This window comes from Marivita sp. S2033 (assembly GCF_046592965.1).
Lineage (GTDB): Bacteria > Pseudomonadota > Alphaproteobacteria > Rhodobacterales > Rhodobacteraceae > Marivita.
Genome location: NZ_JBISBV010000003.1, coordinates 273,499 through 285,731, shown reverse-complemented (window position 1 = coordinate 285,731; position 12,233 = coordinate 273,499). Strand labels below are relative to the sequence as shown.

At 58.1% G+C, this 12,233-nt stretch carries 12 protein-coding genes and 2 tRNA genes; 6 read left to right on the top strand and 8 right to left on the bottom strand.

What is annotated here, in order from left to right:
* Positions 1 to 90 precede the first annotated feature (90 nt).
* The 5 genes from hemP to ACGKZZ_RS08120 all read right to left on the bottom strand — a co-directional run bounded on the left by hemP (position 91) and on the right by ACGKZZ_RS08120 (position 4,119).
* Positions 91 to 255: a hemin uptake protein HemP gene (gene hemP / locus ACGKZZ_RS08140; RefSeq protein ID WP_411223023.1), complete on the bottom strand. Its 165-nt coding sequence runs from the start codon at positions 253 to 255 to the stop codon at positions 91 to 93.
* The gene (locus tag ACGKZZ_RS08135; protein ID WP_411223022.1) at positions 252 to 428 is read right to left on the bottom strand and encodes a hypothetical protein; all 177 of its coding nucleotides are present in this window, start codon (positions 426 to 428) and stop codon (positions 252 to 254) included. Before ACGKZZ_RS08135 ends, hemP begins: the two co-directional genes overlap by 4 nt.
* Before the next feature lie 155 nt (positions 429 to 583).
* Positions 584 to 1,624 carry an LLM class flavin-dependent oxidoreductase gene (locus ACGKZZ_RS08130; protein WP_411223021.1) on the bottom strand — a complete coding sequence of 347 codons (1,041 nt, stop codon included), beginning with the start codon at positions 1,622 to 1,624 and terminating at the stop codon, positions 584 to 586.
* 82 nt (positions 1,625 to 1,706) lie between these two features.
* A complete protein-coding gene (locus tag ACGKZZ_RS08125; protein WP_411223020.1) occupies positions 1,707 to 2,261 on the bottom strand; it encodes a rhomboid family intramembrane serine protease in 555 nt (184 codons plus the stop codon).
* A gap of 250 nt (positions 2,262 to 2,511) precedes the next feature.
* Complete coding sequence (locus tag ACGKZZ_RS08120; protein ID WP_411223019.1) at positions 2,512 to 4,119, bottom strand: DUF4214 domain-containing protein; 1,608 nt, start codon at positions 4,117 to 4,119, stop codon at positions 2,512 to 2,514.
* Positions 4,120 to 4,547: 428 nt separating this feature from the next.
* On the opposite strand from ACGKZZ_RS08120, the gene ACGKZZ_RS08115 reads away from it, so the two are divergent.
* From ACGKZZ_RS08115 to ACGKZZ_RS08100, 4 genes are all read left to right on the top strand, one after another.
* Positions 4,548 to 5,519: an ABC transporter substrate-binding protein gene (locus tag ACGKZZ_RS08115; protein ID WP_411223018.1), complete on the top strand. Its 972-nt coding sequence runs from the start codon at positions 4,548 to 4,550 to the stop codon at positions 5,517 to 5,519.
* An 89-nt stretch (positions 5,520 to 5,608) separates the two neighbouring features.
* Complete coding sequence (locus ACGKZZ_RS08110; protein WP_411223017.1) at positions 5,609 to 6,004, top strand: glycine betaine ABC transporter substrate-binding protein; 396 nt, start codon at positions 5,609 to 5,611, stop codon at positions 6,002 to 6,004.
* 124 nt (positions 6,005 to 6,128) lie between these two features.
* Complete coding sequence (locus ACGKZZ_RS08105; protein ID WP_411223016.1) at positions 6,129 to 7,166, top strand: ABC transporter permease; 1,038 nt, start codon at positions 6,129 to 6,131, stop codon at positions 7,164 to 7,166.
* An 11-nt stretch (positions 7,167 to 7,177) separates the two neighbouring features.
* Positions 7,178 to 8,257, top strand: coding sequence for a quaternary amine ABC transporter ATP-binding protein (locus ACGKZZ_RS08100; RefSeq protein ID WP_411223014.1), 1,080 nt, complete (start codon positions 7,178 to 7,180; stop codon positions 8,255 to 8,257).
* A 21-nt stretch (positions 8,258 to 8,278) separates the two neighbouring features.
* On the opposite strand, the gene ACGKZZ_RS08095 is transcribed toward ACGKZZ_RS08100, so the two are convergent.
* On the bottom strand, positions 8,279 to 8,932 hold the full coding sequence (locus tag ACGKZZ_RS08095; RefSeq protein ID WP_411223013.1) for a LytTR family DNA-binding domain-containing protein: 654 nt from the start codon (positions 8,930 to 8,932) through the stop codon (positions 8,279 to 8,281).
* A gap of 623 nt (positions 8,933 to 9,555) precedes the next feature.
* Here ACGKZZ_RS08095 and ACGKZZ_RS08090 point away from each other — a divergent pair.
* A tRNA-Asp gene (locus ACGKZZ_RS08090) sits at positions 9,556 to 9,632 on the top strand.
* 29 nt (positions 9,633 to 9,661) lie between these two features.
* Positions 9,662 to 9,738, top strand: a tRNA-Asp gene (locus ACGKZZ_RS08085).
* A gap of 174 nt (positions 9,739 to 9,912) precedes the next feature.
* On the opposite strand, the gene ACGKZZ_RS08080 is transcribed toward ACGKZZ_RS08085, so the two are convergent.
* Positions 9,913 to 10,479 carry a hypothetical protein gene (locus ACGKZZ_RS08080; RefSeq protein WP_411223012.1) on the bottom strand — a complete coding sequence of 189 codons (567 nt, stop codon included), beginning with the start codon at positions 10,477 to 10,479 and terminating at the stop codon, positions 9,913 to 9,915.
* A 101-nt stretch (positions 10,480 to 10,580) separates the two neighbouring features.
* Positions 10,581 to 11,957, bottom strand: coding sequence for a dipeptidase (locus ACGKZZ_RS08075; RefSeq protein WP_411223011.1), 1,377 nt, complete (start codon positions 11,955 to 11,957; stop codon positions 10,581 to 10,583).
* Positions 11,958 to 12,233 lie beyond the last annotated feature (276 nt).

Genomic DNA, 12,233 nt, shown 5'->3' with positions numbered 1-12,233 from the left:
GCGCTTCAATGCGACGCCGACATCGGCGGCAAGGGACGTGATCAGCGGGGCCACATCTGACCGCACCACCTCGGCTGCGAATGAGTTGGCTCATTTGGTCAGGATCAACTTGCCCGCCCGCGTGATCCGTAGGGTATAGATTTGTCCGTCCAACACGATGTGCGCCTGAGCACCCCCTTGAGTCAAATCGCGGGCGGCGTAGCTTGGGAGTGTCGGTGTTTGGGCCTGTCCGGGGGGTGCTGAATGAAAGCTCATGCCCGACCCCGTTCCTCTTCAAAGAACCGTTCAGCGATCCAGGCCGGGCAAGAATCCTCTGCCTGAGAGGCAGCAAGCATCACTTCGAAACTGTCTGACGGGATTTCAGGAAACATGCGGTCGAGATCGGTCAGATCACCGCTCGGGGATTTTGCATCATTGGTCGGCTGCATCGACAAGTCCTCACAAGGCTAACGTGTCGGGCTTCCCAGAACGGATTCGGGTGGCTTGACGTTGTTTATTCCTGAGTGAACTAGTCGCCTATGTCAACCTGACAAAATCAGTCAGAGATAATGTGGCCAAAATTTTCGGATTTCAGCTATCGCCCCTAGGCTGATATTCCTGCGCTATGGGACCGGCGACCGGGCGTCTTTTCGTCTTCGATCATGCCGGTCAGGATGTCAGCAACGATCTCGAAGGACCGAATCCGCGCGTCGTGGTCATGGATCATGCCAGTCACCAACAACTCGTCGGGCCGATGCTTTTCGATGATCGTCTCAAGCTGGGACTTTACCGTCGCAGGAGATCCGGTTGCGGAACATGACAGCGCGTTCTGGACTTGCGCTAAAATCTGCGCCGGCACATGTGCGGCGATGTCATCGACAGGCAACGGCAATTTGCCCGGCTGACCGGAAAACAGGCGGGCAAAGGCGAGGATCTGCGATGATCGCAGATACCGCGCCTGCGTATCGGTGTCGGCCGCGCAGACTCCGACCGTGATCATGGCATAGGGTTCGGACAGGGCAGGGGACGGTTTGAACGTCGCTCTGTAGATGTCCAGCGCTTCTTGAAGCATGGCCGGTGCGAAATGCGACGCAAAGGCATATGGCAGGCCAAGATGCGCAGCAAGTTGAGCGCCGTAAAGGCTCGATCCGAGAATCCAGACTGGTACATGGGTTCCGGCACCGGGAATGGCGCGAACCGCCGTGCCCTCGGGCACGTCCCCGAAATAGCCGATCAGTTCCTGCACGTCCTGCGGAAAGCTGTCCTCTGGCGCCATGTGGCGGCGCAACGCGCGGGCGGTTGCCACATCGGTGCCGGGCGCACGGCCCAGTCCGAGGTCGATGCGGTTGTCGTAGAGTGTCGCGAGGGTTCCAAATTGCTCGGCCACCACCAAAGGCGCATGGTTGGGCAGCATGATTCCACCGGCACCGATGCGCATGGTGTTTGTCGCATTCGCGACGTGACCGATCAGAACAGCCGTCGCCGCGCTGGCAATCCCGACCATGTTGTGATGCTCGGCCAACCAGTAGCGGTGATACCCGGCCGCCTCTGCCGCACGGGCGAGAGCAACCGTATTGGCCAGGGCATCCGCCGTGGTTTTGCCTTCGGGCACTGGTGATAGATCGAGGAGCGAAAAGAGCTGCATGAAAAGCCTCCGTTCACACCAAGGTATGTATCCGGGCCTCGTAATCCAAGGTCAGTGCACAGCGCCAAGAGTATCCGGCGCGTTATAATCCTGACCTGCGGCTTTGCGTGACACGGGCAGCAACGACACCTGCCAGAGCGCCGAAGAGATGCGCTTCCCAACTCACACCGGGCTGGCCCGGAAGGACGCCCCACAGCATCGCTCCGTACACGACAGCAACCCCGAGAGCGATCAGCAGCGGGACCGGCCGACGTTCCATGAATCCGCGTGCAATCAGAAAGCCGAACCAGCCAAAGATGAGGCCGGAGGCTCCGATATGAATGGCGGTATTGCCAAAGAGCCAAACCCCGAGACCGCCAAGCCCGACGATGATCGCAGATGATAACAGGGCCACCCGATGTGCCGTCGCGGCCACGAGAGCGCCAAGAATTGCCAGCGGCGCCGTGTTCGCAGCGACATGTGCGAGCGATCCATGAAGCAGCGGCATGAACAGAATTCCGTCCAGTCCGCTGAGCGTGCGGGGAAGCAGACCAAACCACCGATTGAGCGCATAGCCGGTGATCAGGTTGATGATCTGGAGACCCCAGACAAGACCCACCAGGGCAATCAGCCACCAAAGCCGTCTCAGTACCGCCATTATTCTTCCGTCCCGATCCTTGGAGACCCTACATCTGCCCGTCTCGACAGCACATATAAGTGCGACTTAGCGCATTGGCCCTTTTGGATCACCTCAGCCAGAAGATTTTCCAAGGGCAGCCGCTAAGTTGACAAGGGATTTTTCAGGTCCGCCTTGCGAGCAACAGGCGGAAAAATTATTAAACCCGGCATGCAACCTGCCGGGTGCATCAAGTGGGGTAACTCGGTTCGGTTGCGAGACCGACGCACCGTCAGGCGGCGAAGGGATCGTCGAGCACGCCGACCAGTTGCAACAGGAATTCGCCGCCGGTCGGGTCCAGTGCGTCTGAATAATATCCGTCGATCACGGCCACCGCGTCATCCACGCTCTCTTGCGAGCCGTTGTAAAGGTCCATGACGGCCAGTGCGTTCTCGAGATCGGACATTCCCTTGTGCACGCTGAAATAGGCGCCGATGTCGACCTTGTTTTCCAGATAGGCACGATCTGCCAATTGCAGATCGACAAAGTCCGACCCTTCTTCGACCTTCAGTTCCGATTTGGCGCCCTGAAGAACCTTGAGGACAAACTGGTTTCTGGCAAGAGCGTCCTGATCAAGGGCGCTGACCCAAAATTCCAGACCCGCTTGATCGACGTCACGACCAAGGACGTTTTTGTAGATCGCGGTCACGAAGTCGGTGTTGTCGGTGTCGTCGGTGTAAGGTTCGCGGGTTTCGTCCTGATCGGCAAAGAGAGCCGCCATCTCTTCGAGTGACGTTCCATTGGCAAAGGCCGTACCCCAGAAGTTCAGGCCGAGCGCGTCGGGTGCGCGGTTGAAATACGCGATATACATCTCGACAATGGAGAAAAGATCTTCGGCGTTAAGATCGGTATGGCTGCGGAAGCTGTCGAGATTGATCGGCCCATCGACTGCACCCAGGCTGACGTCGAAATCGATCAGTTCGATGCTGTCGAGCGCGATTGCGCCAAAGCCGTCGGTCCGATGATCGGAAACCGAAACGCCATCTTTGCCTAGAACGAGGGAATAGTGCGACTGGTCACCTGAAAAGAACGCCGTATCGGTGCCGTCATGTCCCTTGATCCACTCCAGACCAGCGGTGGCGATCAAAAGATCGTCGTCCGACGTGCCAACGAGTTCCACAATCTCAGTCGCTTCGTCGACATCCTCCTCGACCGCTTCGTCCGCGCCCTCGGTCACTTCGTCTACGTCCTCCTCGACTCCTTCGTCCGCATCATCGAGGACAAACTGGAAATCGTCAGGGATCGCGACTTCGGGTTTTTCGTTGCTGGTCAGGGATTTGGGTGTTCCGAGCAAATCGTCATAGGCGAAAACAACGCAGATCTTTGCACTGACATCGGCTTCCGTGACGTCATAGCTTTGTTCGGTCGCGCCGGGAATAACTTCGCCGTTGCGCAGCCATTGATAGGTAATCGTGCTGTCATCTATGCCGTTCTTATCGAACACAGCGTTCGGCCGGGCTGTCAGGCGTTCACCGACAAGCGCATCGCCAAGCACGATCAACGGATTGTAAGGACCGGTGTCCTCGGGAATCGGCGTTCCAGCCGGCGGCACAGCCGTTTCCGGGTCGCTGGTCAGGACTTCCAGCGTGCCGCCGAAATCCATGTAGGTGTACCGCACACTCAATTGAGCGCCGATATCCGCGTCTGTCACATTGTACGTGCGCGACGTCGCACCCGCGATTTCCTCGCCGTCACGCAGCCACTGGAACGTCTCAGTGTCATAGTCGATCCCATCCGCATCTCCGACCCCGTTCGGGCGGGCGATCAGGGTCTCTTCGAAATACGCTTGGCCCAGGATCGTGACCGGGCCTTTGGGCTTGTTGTTTTCGATTTCAATCATTGTGCTCTGGTCAGATGTCATCATTTTTTCACGCAGTTAGAGGGGTGGCACCCCCTCTGGGGGCAGTTCACGGGGAATCCGTAAGTCGGATTTGTCGGTGCCCTAACAGTTTTGATGTTCCTCGCAAGTGTTTTGCCGTCTCGCCTCGGCAAGAGATGGCCGATTGCAGATGCGTCGTGACATTTCTGAATACCCCTCACGTCACTTTCCCATTTGCGACACGTCCTATGTCGCAAACGGGAAAGTGTTTGAACTTCCGGGCAGTCTGGCTATGTTGCCCGGCGAGAGCGATCAAAAGCGTCCCCTTCAAAAGAACCTTGCGGCACCACGTTGCCTCGCTGTCGGACTTCTCTCAAAAGGTGTGGCGATGATCAGTGTCCGGCGGCAGTCTTGCCGCTGAGAGTCGATAATCTAAGGAGTAACGGCACATGAAAACCTATCTATACGGAGCAGCCTTCGCTGCACTCGCGGCCCCGACAGCGGTCCTGGCGCAGGACCAGTGCGGCGATGTCACGATCACGCAGATGAACTGGGATTCCGCGGCAATCGTCACGGCGGTATCGCAATTCCTGATGGAGCAGGGCTATGGCTGCGACGTGACGGTTGTCCCGTCCGACACGACACCTGCCGTCACGTCCCTGTCCGAAAACAACGAGCCGGACATCGTGACGGAGCTTTGGACGAACTCCACAGGTGACGTCTATGAAAAGCTGAAGCAGGACGGGCGGATCGTGGAATTGGGTCAGGTGCTCGATCCCGGTGGTGTCGAAGGATGGTGGTTGCCGACATATCTGGTCGAAGAGCACCCCGAACTGGCCACCATCGAAGGCGTGATGGAAAACCCAGACCTGGTCGGTGGCATGTTCAACAACTGCCCCGATGGCTGGGGTTGCCGCATCACCAGCGACAACCTGATCCGTGCATTCGATCTTGAAAACGCGGGAATCGAGGTGTTCAACCACGGATCCGGCGAGACGCTGGCGACCTCCATGGCGTCGGCCTATCAAAACCAGGAGCCGTGGTTCGGCTACTACTGGGGTCCGACAACGCCGCTTGGCAAATTCGACATGACCAGCATTGATCTGGGCGAGTACGACGAGCAAGCGCATCTGGCAAACCAGAATGCCGATACGCCCGATCCCAAGCCGTCGGCCTTTCCATCCGCGCCGGTTCTCACGGTCGTGACCAACGATTTCAAGGACAACAATCCGGAAATCGCTGACTTGATGTCGAAGGTGACATTCAAGACGGACACGATGAGCCAGCTTCTGGCCTGGAAAGAGGAAAACAACGCATCCAACGAGGAAGCGGCGGTGTATTTCCTGCAAAACAATCCGGACGAGTGGAGCGGCTGGCTGAGCGACGCGGCCAAGGAAAAGCTGTCGGCGCTGCTCAAGTAAGCTTGCGCGCCGCGATATGATAAAAGGGACGGCACAACGGTGCCGTCCCTCGGTTCTGCTTCCAGTGTCCAACAAAAGGAAACGTGATCATGTTGAAACGAATTCTGTCTGCCGCCGCCGTTTTCGTGGCGGCTCCGACGTTCGCTGCTGCCGATTGCGGTGAGGTGAGCATCACCGAGATGACATTCTCCTCGGCCATCATCACAACCGAGATTGCATCGTTCCTGATGGAGCAGGGCTATCCGCCCAGCCTTGTCTATACCGTCGCGACCACCAAATTTGTTGAGGAAAATCCCGAGATTGCCGAATTGATGAGCAAAATCAGCTTTGGCACCGACGAGATGAGCACGCTTCTGGCATGGAAGGGCGAAACCAACGCGACGACCGAAGAAACAGCCGTTCATTGGCTTGTGAACAACAAGTCCGAATGGGCGGATTGGTTGAGCGACGAGGCCCGCGCGCGGCTGTCGACGCTTCTGGAATAAGATCGATCACAACATGAGGGCCGGGCCGGGGTTGGTCCGGTCTTTGGCTGGATCGCGTTTCGCTCCGGCCGCTTGAGACAAACGTCAATAATAATAGCCGCAATACGGCTGACACGAGGGACGGATGGCAACTTACGATTTCGTTTTCGATGGTCTGGGACTGCGCGATTGGTGCGGCGGTGGCGGCGATGACGCCGGCGGCATGACATCAATGGCACAACTTCTCGCGCAAACGAAGGGTGAGGAGGCCACCGTTTCCGCTTGGGAGACGCCATTCCCATCGCTTGACGCGCTGCACGAAGCATGTGCGAAAATTCCGCAATCGCGAGAATTGACCACCGGATTGGAAGAGGGCTTCCTTGCGATCAAGGACACTTTGAAAATCGTCGTCGATCCGTTGACCCAGCCGCTCAGCTGGGCGCTCAACAACGCGCTTTACGTGATGCAGGCCGTGCCGTGGTTCATCATGATCCCGCTTCTGATGCTGGTCGCCTATCTCGTGGGCCGCTCGCTGAAGCTTGTCGCGCTTGTCGCGATCTGTTTCAGCTTTCTGGCGTTTGTCGATTACTACGACTACACCATGCAGACCCTCGCGATCATATTTGTGTGCGCCATAATCTGCGTCTTGTTCGGCGTGCCCATAGGCATCGCGATGTCGCGCAACGATCGTGTGCAACGGGCGATGATCCCGGTGCTCGACATGCTTCAGACACTGCCGCCCTTCGTCTACCTGATTCCGCTGATTTTCCTGTTTTCGGTGACCGAGCCCAAGCTCTACGGCATCGCGATCATCCTCTATGCCATCGTGCCGGTGGTGCGTCTGACCGATCTGGGCATCCGTCTGGTGGACCCCGACGTGATCGAGGCCGCAGACGCCTTTGGCATGACCAATCGACAAAAGCTTTTCAATGTGCAGATACCGCTGGCGCTCCCCAACATCATGGCGGGCGTCAACCAGACCATCATGATGAGCCTCGCGATGGTCGTGATCGCGTCTCTGGTGTCGGCCCCCGGTCTGGGCGTGCTGGTCCTGCGCGGCATCCGGTCGCTTGAGCTTGGCGTTGGCCTGCTCTCAGGGCTGGGAATCGTGCTGCTTGCGATCATTCTGGATCGCGTGACCAAGGCGGCGCTGGCCCGCATCAACGCAAGCCAAGCGCGATAAGGGGCACAGACATGGACACCGACATGAACGAGACCAACATAAAAATCTCGATCCGCAATCTCTACAAGATTTTCGGCGACGACCCGCTCCCCGCGTTGCAACAGGTCAAGGACGGGATGGGCAAGACCGAACTGCTTGAGTCCTACAATCACGTGCTGGGCCTGAACGACATCAATGTCGACATCCCCTCTGGCAAGACGACCGTAATCATGGGCCTGTCCGGCTCGGGCAAATCGACCCTGATCCGCCACCTCAACCGATTGATCGAGCCGACCTCGGGCGAGGTCTGGGTCGATGGTGACAACATTCTGGAGTACAACGAGAAACAATTGCGCGACCTGCGCAAGCACAAGATGTCGATGGTGTTCCAGAAATTCGCGCTGTTGCCGCACCGCACGGTGTTGCAAAACGCCGGTTTGTCGGCCTCGATCGAGGGGCAGAGCGAACGCAAATATGCCGACGAGGCGCGCAAGTGGCTTGATCGTGTGGGCCTCTACGGGCAGGGCGATCAATATCCGCACCAGCTGTCGGGCGGGATGCAGCAGCGCGTCGGCATTGCCCGCGCCCTGACCAGCAATTCCGATATCATGCTGATGGACGAGGCGTTTTCAGCGCTTGACCCGTTGATCCGAACCGACATGCAGAACCTGTTGATCGAATTGCAGAACGAGCTGCAAAAGACGGTTGTGTTCATCACCCACGATCTTGATGAAGCGCTGAAACTGGCGGATCATCTGGTGATCCTCAAGGACGGTTTCGTCGTCCAGCAAGGAGAGCCGCAGCACATCCTGCTCAATCCGGCGGACCCTTATATCGAAGATTTCGTCAGCGACATCAACCGCGCCCGCGTCTTGCGAGTTCGCTCTGTCATGGAACGCAACGCCGAGGCACGGGGTGAAATGGCGGGCGAGATCGACCATGACAGCACGTTGGAATCCGTCATCGCGCTGTCGGAAGGCGATACCGGCCTCAGCTACCGCGTGATGAAGGACGGAGCACCTGTGGGAGTTCTGAACATGCGCCGGTTGGTTCGTGCGCTCGTTCCGTCAGAGCAGTCCGCAGACCCGGACAGCGCCCGCCGCAGCGGATGACGTTTTGGCCACACCGGTCGGTTACCCCGACCGGTCAAGATGGGTCTCCAGCCAGCTTTGCACATCTGCAACACGGGTGCGCGCGACGGGAACTTCGGTGTCGTCGCGCAATCGCAGGACCATCCTTCCGTCTTTTTGCAGGGTTGTGATCGTGGGGTCGCGCGCCACCCACCACGAGCGATGTGGCTGAAATCCGTCCTCATCCTGCGTTTGCGCCACGATATCGCGCAACCGGGCGCGCAGGCGTTTGCTGGTGTCGGCAAAGGTCAGCTGGACGTGATGTTCACGCGCCTCGATGTGCAAGATCTGGGCCAGATCAATCCTTTCGCCATCTATGATCAGGAATCTGCCCTGGGCGTTGTCGCTCAACTCTGCCCGTACACTTGGCATGATGAATTTAAAGAACACTGTTTCCGTGGCCTGCACAGTCAAGAAGAAAAACAGCAGTTTCGGAACGATATCCTCATCGTACGCGCCGTTGCTGACAGCCACGACCGCCGCTTCGCACAAATAGACCGTCGGCAGTAACGCCGCGGCGCCCAGAACCGGCAGCGGCACCCTGAGCCTTGGGAGGAACCCGCTGATGGCAGACACCAAAAGAAGCAGGGCGAAGTAAAGACCAAGGTAAGCTCCGGCCGCCATTGGCCACATCAGCACGGCAAACCAGGCAGGCATGAAAGCCCGAGTGTCAGAGAGATCCGACGCATAAAACGTGAGCAAACATAGCGCGACAAACAACAATGTGCGCGGATGCCGATGCACGGTGATGTAGGTCTCCAGGTCAAAGGACAAACGCGCAAACGTCAAATCCCAGAACCTGATGTTTCGACAAAAAAGCTCTTTCACACAGGACAATTCATACTGTTACAAAATCAAATTCATTAGCGATGTTAATGCATCACCCAGAGTCGGACGGTGCCGCGAAAAACGCCGCCGATCAAGCAGAAGTTCCTGAAAAATTGGCACAAATATTTGCGAGCCCGCCCACGTCGGGTAACGCAATGTTCATAAAACCACGCGCATAACGGGATCGAACCTATTTGATTGTCGAAAGGAAAATGACTTGGCCAAGCAATACGAGCCCGCACTCAACCCGACCACACCGCCAAGGCGGCGGATCACCGGCACGCTGTCGCTAGCGATGGCGAAAAAACCGGCATCGGACCAAGGTTGACTGGGCAGATTTCGGAGTGTTCGGTGGTGGAAAACATTTGCACAAGAAAACCTCGCGAAACTGCTTGACGGGGCAGTGTCCTGCTCATAGAACCCGCGACACGCCCAGATGCGGGCGGCAGTGAGCGGTTGTAGCTCAGTTGGTTAGAGTACCGGCCTGTCACGCCGGGGGTCGCGGGTTCGAGCCCCGTCAACCGCGCCACCACTGCCAAACGGATCAGCGTAAAGTGCGCGGTTGTAGCTCAGTTGGTTAGAGTACCGGCCTGTCACGCCGGGGGTCGCGGGTTCGAGCCCCGTCAACCGCGCCACTTTTCCTCTCTTTTCATTGGTCACATTTGCGGATCTCTCGAGACAGAGCTGTGAAAAAGAGCGCTGTTTCAGCGGCTTTGATCGAGATGCAGGCTTCAACGGCATAGGAAGCGGCGCGTTTGCTGCCACTTCCATACCATTCGCATAAATTGGAACTCTGTCCGAAGTGACGCTTATTTCGCGGTCGAGGAAACCATGACAACGCTGGCCCAGTCGATGCTTGCAAGCTTGCTTGTGTGCGAGTGGGCGAAATCGAACATGTCGTCGGCGCTTTCAAATCCGGCGAATTCGAAACCTGCCTGGTACACCGTGTCCGGCACGCTGGACAAGCCGATCGCAGCAACCGCGCCGAAGACCAGTCCGCCGGCGTTCCAGCGACCCGGAGCGCGCGGATTTACGATACGAAAGAGGTTTTTCACGAAGTAGAGCACAACTCCCAGCACCGTGAACAACACGGTGTAGGTGGCGTAAGACAGGAATTGCGCTGGCCATCCCGCACCCGCCAACAGCGCCTCGATGGCCTCGGGTTCCCTGAGCGCATAGGCCGCGCCGGTGGCAAGTACAAACCCGAGGATCGACATCAGGATCGGGCTCTGGGATTTGCACAAGCCCGTCTTGTCGACCTCCCAGGGCTTGCTTTCGCTGCGGGCCTTGGCGGGGGTGGCTGCAAACGCGGGATCCAGACGCTCGATGCGGCTCAGAAAGTCGTTGCGGTTTTGCTTCGTGAACTTGCGTTTCATGAGGATCAGCATTCGCCAGCAATTGTGACGAGAATTGGGACAGGGTGCGACCGGCACGGGGTAATCCTGTGATGGTCGCCCTTGTTCCCCTACGTCACCTTTCACCCCTTGCTAAGCGCGTCGAGGATTCGCGCCCAACTGCGCGTGCCTTTATGAAAGCTCTCGACATCATATTTCTCGTTCGGGCTGTGGAGTTGATCATCATCCTTGCCAAACCCGATCAGCATGGATTCGGTGTCCAGGACCGACTGGAAATAGCCCGCAACCGGGATCGAGCCGCCGCTGCCGATAAAGGCCGCCTCGTCCGGCCACTCATCGCTCAGCGCGTTGCGCGCCGTCTCGAAGGCGGGGTTGTCAATCGACATGACAGAGGCGGGGGCCGCACCGTCGCTGTTGAAACTGACCTCGCAATCGCGCGGCAGCAACGCGTGAACCATGTCGCGGAAGCTCTTGTCGATCGCTTCCGGATCCTGATCGCCCACCAACCGGAAACTGATCTTTGCATGAGCCTTGGACGGCAGCACAGTCTTGAAGCCCGCGCCCTGATAGCCGCCACCGATGCCGTTCACCTCGCAGGTGGGACGCGCCCAGATCATCTCGAGCGCGCTGCGCCCGGCCTCGCCTGCAAGTTCCGACAGGCCGACGTCTTTCAGAAACGCCTTGTGATCGAACTCCAGAGCCTCCCATTGGTCCCGCAATTCATCGGAGATTTCATGCACGCCGTCGTAGAATCCCGGAACGGTGACGCGGCCATTGTCGTCATGCAGCGCGGCAATGATTTTCGCCAGCACCCGGATCGGGTTCATCGCCGCGCCGCCATACATGCCGGAATGGAGATCGCGGCTGGGGCCGGTGATGGTGATCTCTTGCTTCAACATGCCGCGCAGCATGGTGGTGATCGCCGGCACACGGCTGTCGTAAAGTCCGGTGTCGCAAATCAGGGCGATATCGGCTTTCAACTCGTCGGCGTTCTCTTTCAGAAACGGCACCAACGACGGCGAGCCGGATTCCTCCTCGCCCTCAAAGAAGAACGTGATCTTGCAGGGCAGGGTGCCGTGTTCCGCCTTCCAGGCGCGGCATGCCTCGACAAAGGTCATCAACTGGCCCTTGTCGTCGGATGTGCCGCGGCCCCGGATGACGTCGCCTTTGGGCGTGTCTTCGATCTGCGGATCGAACGGATCGCGGTCCCACAGTTCCAGCGGATCGACCGGTTGCACATCGTAATGGCCGTAAAACAAAAGATGCGGGCCGGGGCCGTCGACATGGCCCACCACCATCGGATGACCGGGCGTTTCCCGTTTGGAGGCATCGACTCCGATGGATTTCAGATCAGCAACCAGCCAGTCCGCGGCGCGGTCACAGTCTTCCTTGTAGGCGGGATCGGTGGAAATGGACGGAATGCGCAACAGCTCCATCAAACGGTCGAGGCTTGCGGGCAGGTCGGAATCGATACGGGCGAGAACGGGGTCGACAGACATGATCAGATCTCCTGAAAGGGCGAATTTCGGCGGAGCCTAACACCGTGATGGGGGCTGTCCAGACCGCGTTCGCATCACGGAATCGGGCGATTCATATGGTGCAGATGCGCTTTTTGGCGACCTTTGGCAGCAAGACGGGTCGTTTGTTGACTTAAATCAAGGCTGCGACCGTTGGTCATTCCTACAAAGATTGATATAGACGCACGCAATCTGTATCCATTCTAAAACGCGAATGCGACAAGGGGCCGTGCTTGCCCTGACAGATCGCAGACCACA